13 protein-coding genes are annotated in these 17,555 nt (G+C 63.8%); 10 read left to right on the plus strand and 3 right to left on the minus strand.

Annotated features, from left to right (window positions below):
• Positions 1–136: 136 nt before the first annotated feature.
• Both HDC29_RS00945 and HDC29_RS00950 read right to left on the minus strand, forming a co-directional pair.
• Positions 137–577: a hypothetical protein gene (locus tag HDC29_RS00945; RefSeq protein ID WP_179493598.1), complete on the minus strand. Its 441-nt coding sequence runs from the start codon at positions 575–577 to the stop codon at positions 137–139.
• Between the two features lie 61 nt (positions 578–638).
• On the minus strand, positions 639–1,622 hold the full coding sequence (locus HDC29_RS00950) for a hypothetical protein (RefSeq protein WP_179493599.1): 984 nt from the start codon (positions 1,620–1,622) through the stop codon (positions 639–641).
• A 419-nt stretch (positions 1,623–2,041) separates the two neighbouring features.
• Between HDC29_RS00950 and HDC29_RS00955 the strand changes: the two genes are divergently transcribed.
• The 10 genes from HDC29_RS00955 to HDC29_RS01000 all read left to right on the plus strand — a co-directional run bounded on the left by HDC29_RS00955 (position 2,042) and on the right by HDC29_RS01000 (position 15,351).
• Entirely contained in the window at positions 2,042–3,553 is a 1,512-nt protein-coding gene (locus HDC29_RS00955; protein ID WP_179493600.1) for a carboxylesterase/lipase family protein, read from the plus strand.
• Between the two features lie 10 nt (positions 3,554–3,563).
• On the plus strand, positions 3,564–4,916 hold the full coding sequence (locus HDC29_RS00960) for a glycoside hydrolase family 1 protein (protein ID WP_257017980.1): 1,353 nt from the start codon (positions 3,564–3,566) through the stop codon (positions 4,914–4,916).
• Between the two features lie 81 nt (positions 4,917–4,997).
• Positions 4,998–5,918, plus strand: a complete 921-nt coding sequence (locus HDC29_RS00965; protein ID WP_179493601.1) for an ROK family protein — start codon at positions 4,998–5,000, stop codon at positions 5,916–5,918.
• Positions 5,919–6,222: 304 nt separating this feature from the next.
• Positions 6,223–8,418, plus strand: a complete 2,196-nt coding sequence (locus HDC29_RS00970; protein ID WP_179493602.1) for a TonB-dependent receptor — start codon at positions 6,223–6,225, stop codon at positions 8,416–8,418.
• Positions 8,419–8,477: 59 nt separating this feature from the next.
• Entirely contained in the window at positions 8,478–9,794 is a 1,317-nt protein-coding gene (locus HDC29_RS00975; RefSeq protein ID WP_179493603.1) for an MFS transporter, read from the plus strand.
• Between the two features lie 123 nt (positions 9,795–9,917).
• Positions 9,918–11,495, plus strand: coding sequence for an AMP-binding protein (locus tag HDC29_RS00980; RefSeq protein WP_179497111.1), 1,578 nt, complete (start codon positions 9,918–9,920; stop codon positions 11,493–11,495).
• A gap of 55 nt (positions 11,496–11,550) precedes the next feature.
• Positions 11,551–12,264 (plus strand): TetR/AcrR family transcriptional regulator, encoded by a 714-nt coding sequence (locus HDC29_RS00985; protein ID WP_257017981.1) that lies wholly within the window; start codon positions 11,551–11,553, stop codon positions 12,262–12,264.
• Positions 12,265–12,704: 440 nt separating this feature from the next.
• Positions 12,705–12,845 (plus strand): hypothetical protein, encoded by a 141-nt coding sequence (locus HDC29_RS00990; protein ID WP_179493604.1) that lies wholly within the window; start codon positions 12,705–12,707, stop codon positions 12,843–12,845.
• A gap of 68 nt (positions 12,846–12,913) precedes the next feature.
• Positions 12,914–13,603 carry a lasso peptide biosynthesis B2 protein gene (locus HDC29_RS00995; protein WP_179493605.1) on the plus strand — a complete coding sequence of 230 codons (690 nt, stop codon included), beginning with the start codon at positions 12,914–12,916 and terminating at the stop codon, positions 13,601–13,603.
• Complete coding sequence (locus HDC29_RS01000) at positions 13,600–15,351, plus strand: asparagine synthetase B family protein (protein ID WP_179493606.1); 1,752 nt, start codon at positions 13,600–13,602, stop codon at positions 15,349–15,351. Before HDC29_RS00995 ends, HDC29_RS01000 begins: the two co-directional genes overlap by 4 nt.
• On the opposite strand, the gene HDC29_RS01005 is transcribed toward HDC29_RS01000, so the two are convergent.
• Positions 15,348–17,555 carry a prolyl oligopeptidase family serine peptidase gene (locus HDC29_RS01005; RefSeq protein WP_179493607.1) on the minus strand — a complete coding sequence of 736 codons (2,208 nt, stop codon included), beginning with the start codon at positions 17,553–17,555 and terminating at the stop codon, positions 15,348–15,350. The two genes, HDC29_RS01000 and HDC29_RS01005, sit on opposite strands and share 4 nt — an antisense overlap.

Consider the following 17,555-nt stretch of genomic DNA (forward strand, 5'->3'; position numbering starts at 1 on the left):
GCCGGCCGCTGATTGCCTCCGCCACAGCATTTCTGTCAATAAAATTAATTCATAAATTAATGAAAATAGGGATTGGAAATTTGCATTTGTGTGCGTTAAATTATTATAATATATGATGAAATTTTACTAAATCGTATTATCGATTCTGGCTTCCCGTCAAGCCGATGTCGCCGTCGCAGAGCTTGCCGAGCCGGGCGAAGTCCGGTCCGCCGTCGTCGATTGCGAGCAATTGGGCCTCGGCGATCCAGGCGAAGCGCCGATAATAGGAGCGACCGGATGCGCGGACTTCGCCGCACATGACCTGGTTGGCGCCATCGGCAGGCCTGATGCCGCGGAAGGTGACGCCGGGATCGTCCAGCGTCTTGGCGATACGCGGATCGGCTGACGGCTGAGATTCTGTCGGAACGTGGGAGCGTGCCGGAGCGGCGCGCGCGGTGTCGGGAGGCAGTTGCACCAGCGGACGCGCCGGGCTGCTGTCCGGTTCGCTGATCGCCGGGCGCCAGAAGACCAGCGCGGCGATAAGCGGGAGGGCCATGGTGCCGGCAACGAGGGAGGCGCGCGGCTGCTTTGCTGTCATCTCTTGAAGCTTTCACTGGTTGGACGGGCGCGCCGCCGGACGGACGGCGCGCGCTGCGTCCTTATTGAACATTGCTCAATTGGCTGTGCCAGGCCTTGGCAGTGAAGAATTCGCCCTCCTTGTGTCGGAAGGCTTTCCCAGCCTCCTTGGAGCCCTGGAGCTGCCATGCGAGCCACGCGGTCGGAAAGCCGCGATAGCCATAAACGCCGAAGGTGCAGGTAAGGGTGACGCTCTGAGCCGCCGAACGGCAGTCGGGCTTGCCAAGAATATCATTGTGGTTCGCGAGTTTGACGAGGCCTTTGGCCTTGGGAAGCTTGGACGGCGTTGCCTTGTAATAGGCGGTCAGCGAGTTCAGCGGGCCGGAGCTGAATTGCCAGTCGGGCGAGATCAGCGCGTCAAGCGTGCCGCCAACATAAAAGATCGAGCCGGATTTGGCGGCCTCGAGGTCGGGGGTCAGTAAGCAAAGGTCGGCGGGCGAGCACCAGAGCTGAGCGGGGAGCTGGAATGCAATCGTCGTCTTGATCGTACCTCGCGACTTCAGCATTGCATTGGCAGCGCCTGTGGCGCCCTGCGAATGACCCGCGACGCCGACGCGCGCGAAATCGACACGCCGGTGGAGCGGGCTCGCCGGCTGTTCCGCGAACTTGCGTAGATAAGCCAGGGAATCGAGAACGGTATCGCCATAACCGGTCTTGCCGTCGCGGGTCGCGATAACGACAAACCCCCAGCTGGCGAAATGCGACAGGATATGTTCGTAAACCTCCTTGCCGACCGGCCCATCGGAGGTCCCGTTTGCCCAGAGAAGCACGGCGCGCGGAGGGCCGCGGCCGATGTCGGACGGGTACCAGATGTCGCACGGATTGCCCTTGCGGTCGCACGCGGCGGCGGAGGTCATGTGGCGAACGCCGGCAGGCCCGCCCGCGTCATATTTTCGCTCGATCGGCCCGGTGGGCTCGTTGGGCGCAGCGGAAGCTGGTGCGGCAGCGGTGAAGGTGAGGCCGAGGCCCGTCAAAATGACGGCAAGCGGGGTCTTGCTATGGGACATGCTGGGTCTCCTACTTGATCGTTTTTGGGAGGGGCGGCGCGGCACGATCGGACCGCTTACGCCTGTGCCGGCGACGCTTGCCCGAACGGCGCGTGCTGGCGCCGAACAAGGACGATGCCGGATTGAGAAAGGGCGATACGCACGGCGGTGCTGGCTCAGTCGCGACCTTTTGTTGGAAATTCATTGATTATCGTATGAATGAAATTTGCATCGCGTTTCTCGTCCGTGAAATGAACGGGAGATGACTAAACGACGAGCACGCGGGGAGGTTTCACATCTTCATGAATATATGAATGAAGATATTGACGAGCATGAAGCACCGGTGCAGGATGCTGAGCAATCGCGTCGATCAGTCGCGGGGCAATGATGCGGGGCAAGCGCGGAAACGCGGCAGGGCCCTGACGATATGGGAGATGGCGATGAGAGGCATGATTTGCGCGATTGTTCTCGCGTGCGCGGCGGCGACGCTTCCCGCGGCGACCGCTCAGACCTCGGTGATGACCGAGACGGGCGAGGTTGCGGGAGTGAAAAGCGCCCAGACCATCTCCTTCAAGGGGATACCTTATGCGGCGGCGCCGGTGGGTCCGCTGCGCTGGAAGGCGCCCGAGCCCGCGCTGCGCTGGGCGGGCGTTCGCGATGCGAGCCATTATGGCAATGCCTGCCCGCAGCCCGCGCGCAAGGAGGCTTGGGCACAAGTCGGGCGGCAGGGCGAGGACTGCCTGTTTCTTAATGTGTGGCGGCCCGCCAATCCGGGCAAATATCCCGTCATGGTATTTCTCCATGGTGGCGGCTTCGTCTCCGGTTCCGCGGGTGTGCCGCTATACGAAGGGACAGGGCTTGCCGCCCGCGGCGCCGTCATCGTCACCTTGAACTATCGCCTCGGGCGGCTCGGCTATTTTGCCCATCCCGCGCTCACGCACGAGGACCCCGAAGGCCGGCTCGGCAATTACGGGGTCATGGACCAGGTCGCGGCGCTCGAATGGGTCAAGCGCAACATTGCCGCATTTGGCGGCGATCCGGACAATGTTACCCTCTTCGGCGAGTCCGCCGGCGCCGGCACTGTGCAAATTTTGATGGGATCCCCGGAAGCGAAAGGGCTGTTTCACAAAGCGGTTTCGCAATCGGGTTCGGGCGGGACGATTCTCGCGCCGATCCGCGGAGGTGCAGTTAACGCCGAGGCCTTGGGCAAGAAATTCACCGACGATGTGGGACTTGAAAATGCCTCGGCGGACGATCTGCGCGCCATCCCCGTCGCCGAAATCATCAAGGCCCGTGCCTTCCCCTTCATCGACGGCAAGGTCGTGACGCAAAGCCCCGGCGAGCCCTTCTATCTCGGCAAGCAGATGGGCATTCCGCTGATCATCGGCTCGAACTCGAACGAATCGAGCCTTGGCGGCATGACCGAAGCGACCGCCAGGATGCTGCTGGGAAGCGCCTTTCCCGAGCTTCATGCGGGCTATATCGCGCTCAGCGGCAAGGCGAGCGAAGCGGCCGCGATCGACCTGGCCGAAGGTCTTGGCTTCGTCCTGCCGTCCCTGGCGCTCGCGGACCGGCACGCGGCCGCGGGAAACCCGACCTTTGCCTATTTCTTCGACCAGGTGCCGGTCGACCAGCGCGCGAACGCGGCAGGGACGGATCATGGCGGCGAGCTTGAGTATCTGTTCGGCAACAAACCCGCCGAGCATCGCTGGGACGCCGCCGACATCAAGGTCTCGAAGCTGATGGGGGATTATTGGGTGCGCTTTGCGCGGAGCGGAAATCCCAATGGCGGGGGCGCGGTGCAGTGGCCTGCCGTCACTACGCCGCCGACAGCCTATCTCCACCTCGATGCCAGGCCGCGCGCCGCGCGGCTCGCGCCGGTCGAAGAAAAAGCGAAGGCCGCCGCGATGTCGGCTGCGGTCAAGGCGTGGACCGCGCCTGCCGCGCCGTAACGGCGGACCCATGATGATCGATACAGGAGAGAAGAGCATGACTTCGAACCAGCCGACGCGGCGCCAGGTCGTTGCGGGGGCGGCAGGGCTTGCCGCCGCCGTCAGCGCCGCCCCCGCCAGGGCGTTCGCCCCGGCGAGGCAAGCGCCGAAGGGCTTTCTCTGGGGCACCGCGATTTCGGCGCACCAGAGCGAAGGCGGGAACACCGCGTCCGACAGCTGGCTTCTCGAAACGATTGAGCCCACCGCCTTCACCGACCCCTCGGGCGATGCCTGCGACAGCTATCATCGCTATGAGGAAGATCTCGACATCGCTAAGAGCCTGGGCCTCAACTGCTATCGCCTGGGCATCGAATGGGCGCGGATCGAGCCGGCGGAGGGCATGTTTTCCGAAGCTGCCCTCGATCATTATGCCCGCGTCCTGCAGGCCTGCCACGCGCGCGGGCTCCTGCCGATGGTGACCTATAATCATTTTACAGTGCCGCTGTGGTTCGCGATGCGCGGCGGGTTCGAGGTCGCTGACGGGGCAGATCTTTTCGCGCGCTTCTGCGGCCGCGCCACCGAGCGTCTGGGGCCGCTGGTTGGCATGGCGACGACCTTTAACGAAGCCAATATTCTCGGCCTTCGCAAGGTCCTGCCGCGTTTCGCGAGCGACGCGGCAGCGGAAAAGGCCCGCGCGATGATCGCGGCCGCCGCCAAGCGCACCAACTCGCCGCAATTTTCGGCGATGCTGTTCGGCGACCCCGACAAGATCAACAAGGTGATGCTCGACGCGCATGCCAAGGGCTATGCCGCGATCAAGGCGGCGCGCGCCGACTTGCCGGTGGGCGTGACCTTATCGATGCAGGAAATCCAGGGCGTCGGCGAGGGTAATCTGGCGCGAGAGGCCGAGGCGACGATGTATAGTGGCTGGATCGAGGCGGCACGCGCCGCGTCGGACTTCGTCGGCGTACAGACCTATTCGCGGCTGCGGATCGGACCCCAGGGCCTGATGCCGTCCGAGCCCGGCGTCCCGCTCACCGACATGGGATATGAAAATTATCCCTCGGCCATCGGTCATACGCTCCGCTACGCGGCAAAGCATATCGGCAAGCCGATTTACCTGACCGAGACGGGCATCGGGACGACCGACGACGAGGTCCGCATCGCCTTTATCAAGGCGACGATGGACGAGGTCAGCAAATGCATAGACGACGGGATCGAGGTGAAGGCCTATCTCTACTGGTCGCTCCTCGACAATTTCGAATGGACGTCGGGCTATGCGAAGAAATTCGGGCTGGTCGAGGTCGATCGCAAGACATTCAAGCGCACGCTGAAGCGGAGCGCGCGCTATCTTGGCATGCGCGCCAAGGCGAACCGGATATGACGGGTTCGTCGCGGCGGCTCCGGTCGATGCCGTGCCCGTGCCGACGGCCGGGCACCTGCCGTGGCATGAAAGCGTGCCTCCATGGGTAAGCGTCTTGCGGGGATCGAGCTTGGAGGCACCAAATGCATCGCCATTCTCGGCTCCGGCCCGGATCGGATCGAGGCGCAGGTCGAAGTCCCGACGACTTCGCCTGAGGAGACCCTGGGCCGCCTTCGGGACATATTGGACGACTGGCATCGGGACAGGGGCTTCGAGGCGCTGGGGCTTGGCAGCTTTGGCCCGCTCGACATCGATGCCGGTACGATCGCCGCCACTGCGAAGCCGGGCTGGACGGGCGCCGCCGTTCGCGACCAACTCGCGGGAGGTTTCGATTTGCCGCACGCGCTCGATACCGACGTGACCGGCGCCGCACTCGCCGAAGGGGCGTGGGGCCGCGCACAGGGCCTAGGAAGCTATTGCTATGTAACTGTCGGGACCGGCATCGGAGCAGGGGTGATCGTCAACGGCAAGCCCGCGGCAGGCCTGGGGCACGCCGAGGCCGGCCACATCCGCGTCGCCCGCATGCCGGGCGACAGCTGGCACGGCAATTGTCCCTTTCACGGCGATTGCGTCGAAGGGCTGGCGTCGGGCAGCGCGATCGTGGCGCGCAGCGGCGGCAGCGCGGGCCAGCTCGGCGAAGACGACCCCATTTGGGATTTCGTTTCGGATGCGCTCGCGCAGATGCTCCATGCGCTGGCGCTGATCGCGACGCCCGAACGCGTGATCGTGGGCGGCGGCGTGATCAACGCGCGCCCTCATCTGGTCGCAAGGGTGCGCGATCGGCTCGGCGTCAGCCTCGCGGGCTATTCCGGGCCACTTGCAGCAGCCGCGGGGCGCGAAAAATTCCTCCAGCTATCCGCCCTCGGCGCCGACGTCGGCCCTCTTGGCGCTCTCGCACTCGCCCGCATGGCGCTAGAAGGGAGCAGCAAGGCTCAGCCATCTGTCTCTCCTGTCATTGCCTGACAGCAACGGCCGCGGCCAGCGATCCGCATTCGCATATCCCCGATCGGGACGTCGGCAAGGGCGCTGCCACGCCCGAAGGAGACGTCGCTAGGCGATGCTGTTCGTTTCGTCAATTTTGTTCACGGCGAGTTGAGCAAATAACCTTCACCTCGGCGCATTGGGCTTCAGAAGGCATTATTTTGAGGGAATCGAAACCGTCAATTTTATTAATTCATATATGAATGACTGTTGACACGGTTCCGACGGGAGCGCACATCCGGTCGCCGAGAACGCCGCAGAGCGTTTGCGATTGGGAGATGAGATCATGAGAAATCGACTGCTTTTGGTATCCGCCGCGGCGTGGCTTGCCCCCGTGTCGGCCTATGCGCAGGCGGCGCCTTCGCCCGCCGGTGAAGATTCCGTGACGACCGACGAAATCGTCGTGACGGCAGAGCGCCGCACCACGAGCCTGCAGCGAACGAGCGTTGCGGCGACGGTGCTCACGGGGGAGGATCTGGTGCGCAAGGGCGTCAACAGCGTCGAGGGGCTGCAATTCGCCTCGCCGTCGCTGACGGTCAATACCACCGGACAAGGAAACGCCTTCAACATCCGCGGCATCGGCAAGACCGAACAGAACAGCGCGATCGGCGTGGGCGTCATCACCTACCGCGACGGTGTTGCGACCCTGCCGGGCTATTTCCAGACCGAACCCTATTATGACATCGCGAGCGTCGAGGTGCTGCGCGGGCCGCAGGGCACTTTCGCCGGCGGCAACGCGACCGGCGGCGCGGTGTTCATCACCCAGCAAAATGCGACCTTCGACCGAGTCGGCGGCTATTTCCTCGCCCAATATGGCAATTACGACCATATGAAGCTCCAGGGCGCGCTCAATATCCCGCACAGCGATACGCTCGCAATCCGCTTTGCCGGCAACATCGAGCGGCGCGACACATTCTATGATGTGTCGGGCCCCTGGACGGGCAATCCGGGCAATCGCCGCGATTATAGCGGCCGCATCAGCATCGCGTGGGAACCGACGCCCGAGCTCACCGTGCTGTTGAAGGGGGACTATAACAATATCGAATATGGCGGCCTGCCTGCGGGCCGAGCGACCGAGACGGGCGATCCGCTGAAGGTTGCCAACAACGCCGATCTGGGTGGCCGGGACGAGTTCGGCCGCGTGGTGCTCAACATGGCGTACAAGTTCGACAATGGCATCACCCTGCGATCGATCAGCGGCTTCCAGCGCGGGACGACGCAGATCGCCTCGGACAGCGACGGCACCGCGGCGGCCGGCACCGTCGCCGCGCCGGCGATCCAGTTTCGCGCCAAGATCAGCGAGGAAATCTGGTCACAGGAATTCAATATCGTCTCGCCCGATACGGGGCCCTTCACCTGGGTGCTCGGCGGCTTCTACCAGCATGACAAGATCACCATTCCGCCAGACGGCGGCTATATCGTCGATCAGACCCCCAACTCCTTGTCGCCGCTGGTCTTCGATACGGTGATCGAAGGCGTCAATCCGAAGACCGCGCTCGCGGCATTCGGGCAGCTGGGTTATGAATTGACCGATGGCCTCCAGGTGACGGCGGGGGCCCGCTGGTCGCGCACCACCTCGGCCAATGATGCCGTCGCGAGGGCGATTATTCCGCCGCTCGGCACGCTGCTGACGCTCGAACAGGTCGATCGCACCGTCAACAAGAAGGTCAACGGCAAGATCGCGCTGAACTGGACGGTCGACCGCGATCATTTCCTTTATGCCTTCGTCGCAACCGGGACGAAGGCGGGCGGTCTCAACGGGCCCAATGTGCTGGGCCTCCAGCCGCTGGCATTCGAACCCGAGGACGTGACCGATTTCGAACTCGGATGGAAGGGGACCTTCCTTGACGGCCGCTTGCGTACCCAGCTTGGCGGTTATTACAATATCTATGAGAATTTCCAGATCAGCATCGTCGATCCGGTATCGCCGAGCATCTCGTCGATCTTCAATGTGCCCGGCAAGACCAAGCTTTATGGCGTCGAACTCTCGGCGCAGGGCAGTTTCAACCGTCTGTCATTCGACCTTGCAGGATCGGTGTCCAATTCGAAGCTCGGCACTTTCTTTGCCGCCGATCCGCGGCTCGGAGCATTGGGCGTCGTCTGCAATCCCGAAAGCGGGCCGCCGACAGCGCGCTGCATCGATCTCAGCGGTAACGAGCAGGCCTATGCGCCGAAGCTTACGCTGAGCGCCGGCGCGCAATATGCCATCCCCCTCGGCGGTGACGCGACGCTCACTCCGCGCGTCGATTTCGCGCATATCGCGGCAGCCTGGGGCAGCCTGTTCCAGAACCGGCTGTTCGGCGACCGGCTGGAGGCGCGCAACATCCTCAATGCGCAGCTGACGCTCGCAACCGGCGACTGGTCGATCGCGGCCTATGGGACCAACCTCACCGACCAGCATTATGTCGCCGCGATCAACGGGACGCGGCGCCTTGCCGGGGTCCCGCGGCAATATGGCCTGCGCGTCAGCCGAACTTTCTGACCCTCCCTCGCGGGCATGGCTTCTCCCGCCATGCCCGCATCTTTTTGCGAAAGAGCAAGATGCCGACAGCCTTGCCACAGACAGTCTCTCCCCCCGGGCAACCGCGGGATCGCTATGCCTGGTTCGTCCTCGCCGCGCTCTGTCTCGTTTATGTGCTGAATTTTCTCGATCGGCAGCTGCTGTCGATCCTTGCGAAGCCGATCCAGGATGAGCTCGGCGTCACCGACGGCGAGCTCGGGCTGCTTGGCGGCCTCTATTTCGCGATGTTCTACTGCGTCCTGGGAATCCCGGTCGCCTGGCTGGCCGACCGGACGAACCGTGTGCGTGTCCTGTCCCTTGCCTGCGCGCTGTGGAGCGCGGCGACAATCGCCTGCGGATTGTCGACGACCTATGTCGAGCTCGCGGCGGCGCGCATGGGGGTAGGGATCGGCGAAGCGGGCGGAGTGCCGCCCTCCTATTCGATCATTTCCGACTATTTCCCGCCCGAGCGGCGCGGCCTCGCGCTGGCCCTGTTCAATCTCGGGCCGCCGCTCGGGCAAGCACTCGGCGTCGCCTTCGGAGCCAAGATCGCCGCGGCATATGACTGGCGGCTCGCCTTTCTGCTGCTCGGTGTCGCGGGACTGATTGCCGCCGCGGGCGTGTGGGCGTTCGTGCGCGAGCCGCGGCGCGGTGCGACCGATACCGTTCAGCCGGCCTCGCCGACGGGCGAGGCGCCGACCTTCGGCGCGACAATGAAAATGTTCTTCGCGCGCGCCGACCTGACGCTCGTCTCGCTCGCTGCCGGCGCAACGCAGTTCGTGACCTATGCGACGCTTGCGTTCACGACTCTCTTCCTGATGCGGGAGAAAGGAATGACCCTAGACGAGATCGCGATCTGGTACGCGCTTGTCCTTGGTGTCGGCGTCAGCGCGGGCATCTATCTTTCGGGCCGCCTGGTCGACCGTTTTGCCGCGGTGCGTCCCGAGGCCTATGGGCTGATCCCGGCCATCTCGCTGCTGCTGGCCGTGCCTTTCTTCATCGGTTTCGTCCATACGCCGGCCTGGCCGCTCGCGATGCTTTTCCTGATAGGTCCGACCTTCTTCAATTATTTCTACCTGACACCGGCGGTGACACTCGTGCAGAACGCCGTCGCGGCGCGCCAAAGGACGCTGGCGGGCGCAGTGCTGCTGCTGATCATGAATCTGATCGGTCTCGGGCTCGGCCCGACATGGCTCGGCGCAGTGAGCGACTGGCTGAAGCCGGCGCACCCCGACAATTCGCTCCAACTGGCCTTCTACAGCCTCGTCCCCTTCTACTTTGTCGCGATCGCTCTCCACCTTGCGCTCGCGCGTGTACTCAAACGCCAGCATCAAAAGGAACTCCATGACCTCCCCTGACCGAGCCGCATGCCATCTGTCCGCGCCGGGGGCGCTCCGCAGTTCCGAACGAGTGACCTTGAAGAGCATGAAGCGCCGCGACAGTCTTATGGCCGCCCACCGCGCGAAAGCGAACGCCTCGTGATGGCCGGCAACCCGCAGCCTTACGCGTTGACGCTCGACAAATTCCTCGACCATGCGGCCAAATGGCATGGCGGGGCCGAAGTGGTGACGGGCAGCGCGCCCTCGCGCATCGGCTATGCCGCCTTGCGGGCGCGGGCCAATCGCCTTTCGGGTGCCTTCACGGCACTCGGGCTGCGGCAGGGCGATCATCTCGCGACCCTTGGCTGGAACACGCAGGCGCATATGGAGACCTGGTATGCCGCGATGGGCGTCGGCATCGTCTGCCATACGCTCAACCCGCGTCTTACCGCCGACCATCTCGCCCGGATGATACACAGTGCGGGCAATCGCGTGCTCGCCGCGAGCAGCGGTTTGGCGTCGCTCGTCGAGGAACTGGTTCCGCTTTGCCCGGCGATCGAGCATGTCGTGCTGCTCGACGATGGCCCGGCGACCGATGCCGTGCCCGCCCTTGAGCGGGCGAGGGTCTGGCGCCTCGCCGACCTCCTTGCCGAAGAGGGCGCGCCGGTCCAATGGGGCGCCTTCGACGAAGATGCGCCAGCTGGGCTTTGCTTCACGTCGGGCACCACGGGCGATCCCAAGGGTGTGACCTATACCCATCGCTCCAATTACCTTCACACGGTCCATCTGTTGCAGGCCGATGTGATGGGGCTGCGAAGTGAAGACGCCGTGCTGGTGGCGGTGCCGATGTTTCACGCGAACGGCTGGGGCTTTCCATTCGCTGCTCCCGCCGTCGGCGCCAAGCTCGTACTTCCAGGCCGCGACCAGGATGGCGCGAGCCTCGCGAAGCTGATTGCCGATGAAGGGGTCACGGTGGCCGCGGGCGTCGCAACGGTCTGGCTGGGACTGGTCGATCATCTCGACGCTGTCGGCGGTCAGCTGCCCTCGCTCCAGCGCCTTCTTCTCGGCGGCTCGGCGGTACCGCAAGCCTTGATGGATCGGCTCGAGCAGCGGCTCGGCGTGACCGTCCAGACCAGTTGGGGAATGACCGAATTGTCGCCGCTCGGTGCGATCATGCCGCCGACGGCGCAGGAGCGCGTCTCCGCTAAGTCCGGGCGGCCGCCGATGGGGATCGACCTGCTGCTCACGGACGAGAATGGCGAGGCGCTAGCCGAACAGCGGGGCCCGGAGGGGCGACTGCGCGTCCGGGGCGCCAGCGTCGTCGATCGCTATTTCGGCCATCAGGACAAGGCGACCGATGCCGATGGCTGGTTCGACACCGGCGACCTCGCGACGATCGACACCGATGGCTATCTGTCGATCACCGGCCGTGCCAAGGATCTGATCAAGTCGGGCGGCGAATGGATCAATCCCGCCGAGATCGAGGCCATCGTCGGCGCGCTGCCCGAGATCGCCCTGGCGGCGGTCGTCGGCCGCCCCCATGAAAAATGGGGCGAACGGCCGATCCTGATCGTCGAACCTCGCGCAGGTGCGGACGTCAGCGACGAGACATTGCTCGACGCGCTGCGCGGCCGCATCGCCAATTGGTGGCTTCCCGATGCAATCGTGCGGCTGGCGGCAATGCCGCTGGCGCTTACCGGAAAAATCGACAAGAAGCGCTTGCGAGCCGAGCATGGCTGAAACAAAGATGATCATGCGCCGCGGGTCACCGGTCCCGGGGCGCAAGGGGATGGAAATGAATAAGCCTGCAAAGCCGACCAGGCACACCAGGCGGCCGACCAAGGCCGACCAGCGCGCTGCGACGATGGAGCAGATCTACGATGCGGCCGAAGAGCTGTTTTCGAAGCGTGGTCTCTATGGCGTGACCCTGAAGGAGGTCGCGGCAAAGGTCGGCGTCCACCAGTCGCTTCTTCATTATTATTTCAAGGACAAGAAAGAACTGTTCGATGCGGTGATCGCACGCCGCGCGCCGGTGACGATCGAACGGCGGATGAAAGCGCTCGACGCCTATGAACGCGCCGTTGAGGGCCGGCCTACCGTCGAGGGTGCTCTGCGCGCCTATCTCGATACGGATCTCGAACTTCATGGTGAGGGCGGCCTTGGCTGGCGTCACTATGGGCAGCTCGGCGCCCAGATGAGCAATACCGCCGAATGGGGGGCCGAGCTCATGGACACGCATTTCGACGAGGTCGTGCTGCGGCTCATCGCAATCATCCGCAAGGCGATGCCCGATTGCCCCGACGAAGACCTGTTCTGGGGCTATCACTTCGTGTCCGCGGGCCTGATGCTGACCCTTGGCCGCACCGGACGTATCGACAAACTGTCTGGCGGACTTTGCAAGTCCGACGATTTCGATGCCGTGAAGGAGCGGATGGCACGCTTCATGGCGGCGGGCTTCATTGCGACCTGCGAAGCCCGGCGCGCCCAGCGCGAGGCCGCCAAGCAATGAGCCTAGCCCGCTCGTCAGCCTGAGCGGTTGCGGGAAGGGGCCCAAAAGATCCGCAAGCGCCGGAAATCCTGTTCACAGCTAAGCGATCGCTATGTTCGGCAAAATATGTCCGCCAGACAGCTCGAGCGAACACGGCCCGCCTTTATAGAACCATTCGCGGTTCCAGTTTCCGTTGCCACTCAGAAATGAACAGACAAAATGTCTTCGCCCATCCTGATCGAAGGGTGTGACCGGGTTTTGGCACGCATGTCCAGGCGAACCGCTAAAGGTGTCAATGCGCACTCCTGACGTGCGCTTTCTATAGCTCGGTCACATTTGTTGCCGCCCGTTCGAAAGCTGCGTTCGATAATAATCCGATTATTAAATGGAACCGGATTTCACCGGGCCATAGCCTCGGAATGCGACTCATTTCGGTCGCGTTTTATGTAGAGGAAACTGCCATGAAAACGGTGAATAAGGACGAGGGCCTCGTCGATCTCGGCGACGCTCGCATCGAAACGAAGGGCTCCGATCTCGAAGGTCAGATCGATTTCCAGACGGGGCTCAAGCGGGTCAACGGTGGCATCCAGGCCGCCGACTGATCGATCCGGCGTGCGGTTCGTCGAGGACCGCACGCCATCCCGTGCAACGGTCTCCTGCGAGCGACATCATGGCTGGCAACACTTCCCCGAAAGTCGAACAGATCCAAGAAGAATCGGCATCAAGCTGGCCGGAGTGCAGAGCCGTCAGGCTCCGGCCCCAGGTGCATTTCTGTCGAATAGGCGCGCGCTTCATCTTGCTTGATCTCGCCGCGAGCCGTTACTTTCTGCTCGAAGGACCGGCAGCGGAGCGCTTCACTTCGTGGTGCGACGAGAAGGCGGACGCTTCCACGATACGCTGGCTTCAAGAAGCCGGTCTCGTTGAACCGGGATCGGCAGCCGCGCATCCGTCGCCCCCCGTCCTGCCTCTCCTCAGCCTCTTCGATGTACCGCCAGCGCGGGCCCGGCCCTGGCTGGTCGCCGAAGCGCTGTGCGAGCAGGTCGTTGCATCCCGGCGCGTACGCGGCGAATCGCTGGCGGCATCGCTGCGGCAAGCCAATAGCGCCACGGCCGACCTGGAGGCTTGTCGCCCCATCGCGGCCGCCTGCCGTGCAGCGGCGCGCTACCGGGCGGCCGCCGATCAGTGCCTGCCAAATGCGCTCGCGATGAGAAGGATGCTCGCCCGCCGCGGTATTGCTTCAAACCTTGTCATAGGCGTCATGCTTCCCTTTTCTGCCCATTGCTGGCTCCAGTCAGGAGAGACGGTGCTGAGCGATCCATTGGACAGCGTCCGAAACTTTCACCCCTTGGTTGTGGTATGAGTTTCTGGGTCAGGATCGAAATTGCACCGGAGGGTCGATTCCTAATCGACCAAGCGGCAGCCCTCCCCAACTTCGCCAGCCGCACTGCGCGTGTATGGAGCGGGCTCCCTCCGATATTCCTCGGCGATCGTGGATGCATCATAGGGTATCTCTTTCGCCGCGCATCGCCCTGTGGCCGCATTCTCGATCTCGGTGCGCAGGCTGTCGAAGAAGTGCTCGCGACGCGAGGCGCGTCGCTGCTTGCCGATTATTGGGGCGGCTATGTGGCCGTCATAGAGAATGATGATGGCAGCACTGATGTATTGCGGGACCCGTCCGGTCTGCTTCCCTGCTATGTGCGCCGCAACGGTGCTTCGACTCATCTCGCGAGCGATACGACAGCCTTGATCCCTCCCGGCTCCGCCAGGATCGATTTCGAGACAATCGCACGAACGTTCGCCAGCATGGATGCGCTTGGCCGAAGGACTGGCCTCGCGGGGGTTCAGGAATTGCTTCCCGGCGAGCGACTGCACACGGCCCCGGTGGGTTTGACCACAACTCCCCTATGGTCCCCATGGGACCATGTGCCGCGCCGTTATCGCCGCAGCTTCGCCGAAGATGCCGAAGCCCTTCGCGTCACTGTCAAAGAAGCGGTCGGATCATGGTCCAGCTGCTTCGAATCCATTCTACTCGGCGCTTCCGGCGGCGTCGACAGCAGCATCGTCGCCGCCGCTGCGATGCCGCGAACGCCGCGACTTCGACTCCTTACCCTCGTCGAAGCCGGCACCGAAGGCGATGAGAGGCGCTATGCCGAGGCTATCGCGGCCAAACTCGGCGTGCCGCTCGCTGCCCGACACTTCGAGCTCTCCACGGTTGACGTGACGAAGGCCGTGCTGCCGCATTTTCCGCTTCCCCTCGCGCTGCCGATCTTTCAGGCGATCGAGGCCATTCATGAGGAGGAGCAGCGCCGCAAACCCATTGACGCCTTCTTCTCGGGCAATGGCGGCGACAATATTTTCTGCAATATGCACAGCGCTGCGCCGCTCGCTGATCGCATACTCGCTCGTGGATCCCCGGCTGGCGCATGGCGCACCGCGCGCGACCTCGCCGACCTCACGGGTTCACCCCTCGCCGAGGTCTTCCGCCACAGTTGGCGCCGGCTATGCGACCGACGCCTTCCCCATTCGATCCGCTTCGACTTGATGGGCCTGACGCCGCGCGCCGCCGCGGCTGCGATCGCGGACGAAGATCGCCATCCCTGGCTCGAACCACCGCCGGGCGTGCTGCCGGGGCAGATTGCCTATGTCGCGATGCAGGCTCGCGGGCAGAAGAGTGTCGAGCTCTATCCGCGGCACAAGAAGGCCCCGCAGATCACGCCTCTTCTTTCGCAGCCGATCGCCGAATTGTGCCTTTCAATTCCAACCTGGCACGCGGTACGAGACGGCCGCGACCGCGCTGTGGCGCGCGCCGCCTTCGCAGCGGACCTACCGCCGCTCGTCGCGCATCGTCGAACGAAAGGAAGCCCACAGGGCTTTCTGCGCCGCATTTTCGAGGCGCAACTGCCACAGGCATTGAACTTTCTTCAGGGCGGGCGCCTGGTCGAAGCTGGAATCATCGACCCTCTCTTTATTAAACGCGTCGGCGACGGCGCATGGCGCGACGACGGCCGCGACCACCGCATTCTCACATTCTGCGCAGCCGAAGCGTGGGTGCGCTGGTGGGAAAGCGGCGACGCGCCTCGCGGCAACGCCGGCCGGAGCGCAGCCTAGCGGCAGCGGTCCCGTTGCGCGGCTTTCATTGCATCCCACTTTGCATAGCGATCGGCAAAGGGTGAGGCCGGATCGCGCTTGTCGAGCAGCCAATAATCGAACCACGCGATATTCTCCTGCATCGCCGCCATGCGGTTCGACGGAATATGAAACACATGGGTTTCGTCGGAGGCCGAACTTTCGCCCGGGAACAGGCTGATCTGCGTCGGCACTCCGGACTTGCGAAGCGCGCGGTAGAAGTCGATCGAAGCGACGTGAGGCGCCGCCACCTGCTGGAGAATTGCGCCGCAGGCCTCGTTTGCCCGCAAGGAAGGGGACAGCGCCAGATAATTGGGAAGCGCCTTTGGATCATAAGGCAGCCCACCAAAGATCGCGACATAATGGTCCGGCATATCGGCCGCCATCGCCGGTTCGAGAAAACCGCCGTCGCCGCTTGATGCGGCGCGGAAAAATCTCGACTGGGTCATCGCGACATTTACGAGTTGCGAGCCGCGGCTATATCCCGCGATCCCGACGCGCGCGGGATCGACCACGCCCTCCTTGGCCAATTCGAGGACCGCGTCCTCGAAGCTCGCGACGCCGGTGAGCCAGAGAAGCTCGCGCATCCGATCAGGCGCAAGGGGCTTGCCCTGCAGGCCCCAAGCCTGGTCCGCGGCGCGCAGATCCGCGTTCAACCGCGAACTTGCCTCGTTGATGAGAAGGACGACATAGCCGCGCTCGGCGAGCGTCTGGACCGGATATTCCCACTGATTGTCCTGGAGGGCGAAGCGCTGGTCGGCATCGTTGCCGTGGGTGACCACGATCGCCGGGTAGCGCGTGCCTTGCACATAATCGCGCGGCCAAACGATATAGCCGGTGACCTTGTGACCGTAACGATTGGTCCAACTTCGCGACTGGACCTGCAAGGGGGCAATCTTCTCGTGCTCGGGGGACACTGAGGCGACGTGCCGGACCCGTCCCGAGGATATATCGACGGTGACGATGGAAGGCGGTATGGCCTGTCCTTCGGCCAGACAGGCGGCGCGGGCAAGCTTCGGCGTGAAATCGCATTTGGTGAGACTGCCCCTGGCCCAGATCGGTCGCACCCCGCGCGGGTCGACGACACCAATCCCGAAGCGGGGATCGTCCAGTGAGCGGATATTGACGACCGTCCGCCGTCCATCGGGCGACCGAAGGCCGCCGAAGGTCGCGCCATGCCCGATCGAGAAAGGGAAGCGGCCATAGCTGTGCCGCCGTCCATCTTCGCCGACCTCGACGATCTCGCGCGTGTCGCCAAGCCCTTCGGACCCCAATTGCCCGCCGCGCGGCCCCTTCATCTGCCAATAGACATAGTCGCGCGTCGACGCGATCTCTCTCGCGCGGCCCTCAGCAAACGACCAGGCCATCGTCACGCGCCGTCCGTCGCTTCCCGCTACCGGCTCCATAATCCGATACTCGAAGCCGTTCTTCGTCCACACGACGTCGCCTTTCGAGCCGATCGAATAGAGGTCGCTGCTTGGACGCCGACCGATCAGGGTCGTGCTTCCGTCTATGCCTCGAAGATAGAGTGACGCGGTCGCCTGCCCCTCGGGGCGCCGCACGCCGCGCTGCCTGCTCACCTCCTCATCGACAAGGATGCCTCTTTCCTCGCGGGCGGAATCGAGCGTGATGTAGAATAGCCAGCGACCGTCTGGCGACCAGCTGTAGCCCCGCACCCCGATTGTGAGCGGCGCATGGGCAAAACCCCGCAGCAACCAGCCGTCGACTTCGCCGAAACGCGCGCTGGCAGGGTGAATGATGATCGGCGAGATGCCGCCATCGGCCTCGATCCGGTACAACTGGACGCCCTCGCCGCGATCGACCAACGCGCTCCACGCATTGCTCCCCGGGATGCGGCGCAGTTGGTCGATCCATTCGCTGTGAAGCAATTCACGGCTAGCGCCGCTTTCGAGGTCGACCAGCGTGAGCCGTGCAAGCGTCTTGTCGCTTGCGGTGTCGGCGACGCGGGTCACATAGGCGGCGCTCCCGCCATCTTCCGAGATCGCAACCGCCGAGAGTCTGGGAACGCTGAGCTGGTCGGCGAGCGTCCATGGACGACCGGCCACTCGCTCCACGGTGAGGCCGGAATCAGTGCTTTCATCCACATTAGCTGCCGTGCCGGGTTCGGGCGCGACAAAGAGAAGTGCGGCGGCGGCCGACCGGGCGAGCATTTGATAAGGCGTCAT

The sequence above is a fragment of the Sphingopyxis sp. JAI108 genome (genome assembly GCF_013410105.1).
GTDB lineage: Bacteria > Pseudomonadota > Alphaproteobacteria > Sphingomonadales > Sphingomonadaceae > Sphingopyxis > Sphingopyxis chilensis.

What these genes read in the sequence shown, in the direction of transcription:
- HDC29_RS00945 (WP_179493598.1), bottom strand. Translation starts at nt 577, where the DNA reads ATGACAGCAAAGCAGCCGCGCGCCTCCCTCGTTGCCGGCACCATGGCC.
- HDC29_RS00960 (WP_257017980.1), top strand. Translation starts at nt 3,564, where the DNA reads ATGATGATCGATACAGGAGAGAAGAGCATGACTTCGAACCAGCCGACG.
- HDC29_RS00955 (WP_179493600.1), top strand. Translation starts at nt 2,042, where the DNA reads ATGAGAGGCATGATTTGCGCGATTGTTCTCGCGTGCGCGGCGGCGACG.
- HDC29_RS00975 (WP_179493603.1), top strand. Translation starts at nt 8,478, where the DNA reads ATGCCGACAGCCTTGCCACAGACAGTCTCTCCCCCCGGGCAACCGCGG.
- HDC29_RS01000 (WP_179493606.1), top strand. Translation starts at nt 13,600, where the DNA reads ATGAGTTTCTGGGTCAGGATCGAAATTGCACCGGAGGGTCGATTCCTA.
- HDC29_RS00970 (WP_179493602.1), top strand. Translation starts at nt 6,223, where the DNA reads ATGAGAAATCGACTGCTTTTGGTATCCGCCGCGGCGTGGCTTGCCCCC.
- HDC29_RS00980 (WP_179497111.1), top strand. Translation starts at nt 9,918, where the DNA reads ATGGCCGGCAACCCGCAGCCTTACGCGTTGACGCTCGACAAATTCCTC.
- HDC29_RS00950 (WP_179493599.1), bottom strand. Translation starts at nt 1,622, where the DNA reads ATGTCCCATAGCAAGACCCCGCTTGCCGTCATTTTGACGGGCCTCGGC.
- HDC29_RS00985 (WP_257017981.1), top strand. Translation starts at nt 11,551, where the DNA reads ATGAATAAGCCTGCAAAGCCGACCAGGCACACCAGGCGGCCGACCAAG.
- HDC29_RS01005 (WP_179493607.1), bottom strand. Translation starts at nt 17,555, where the DNA reads ATGACGCCTTATCAAATGCTCGCCCGGTCGGCCGCCGCCGCACTTCTC.
- HDC29_RS00990 (WP_179493604.1), top strand. Translation starts at nt 12,705, where the DNA reads ATGAAAACGGTGAATAAGGACGAGGGCCTCGTCGATCTCGGCGACGCT.
- HDC29_RS00995 (WP_179493605.1), top strand. Translation starts at nt 12,914, where the DNA reads ATGGCTGGCAACACTTCCCCGAAAGTCGAACAGATCCAAGAAGAATCG.
- HDC29_RS00965 (WP_179493601.1), top strand. Translation starts at nt 4,998, where the DNA reads ATGGGTAAGCGTCTTGCGGGGATCGAGCTTGGAGGCACCAAATGCATC.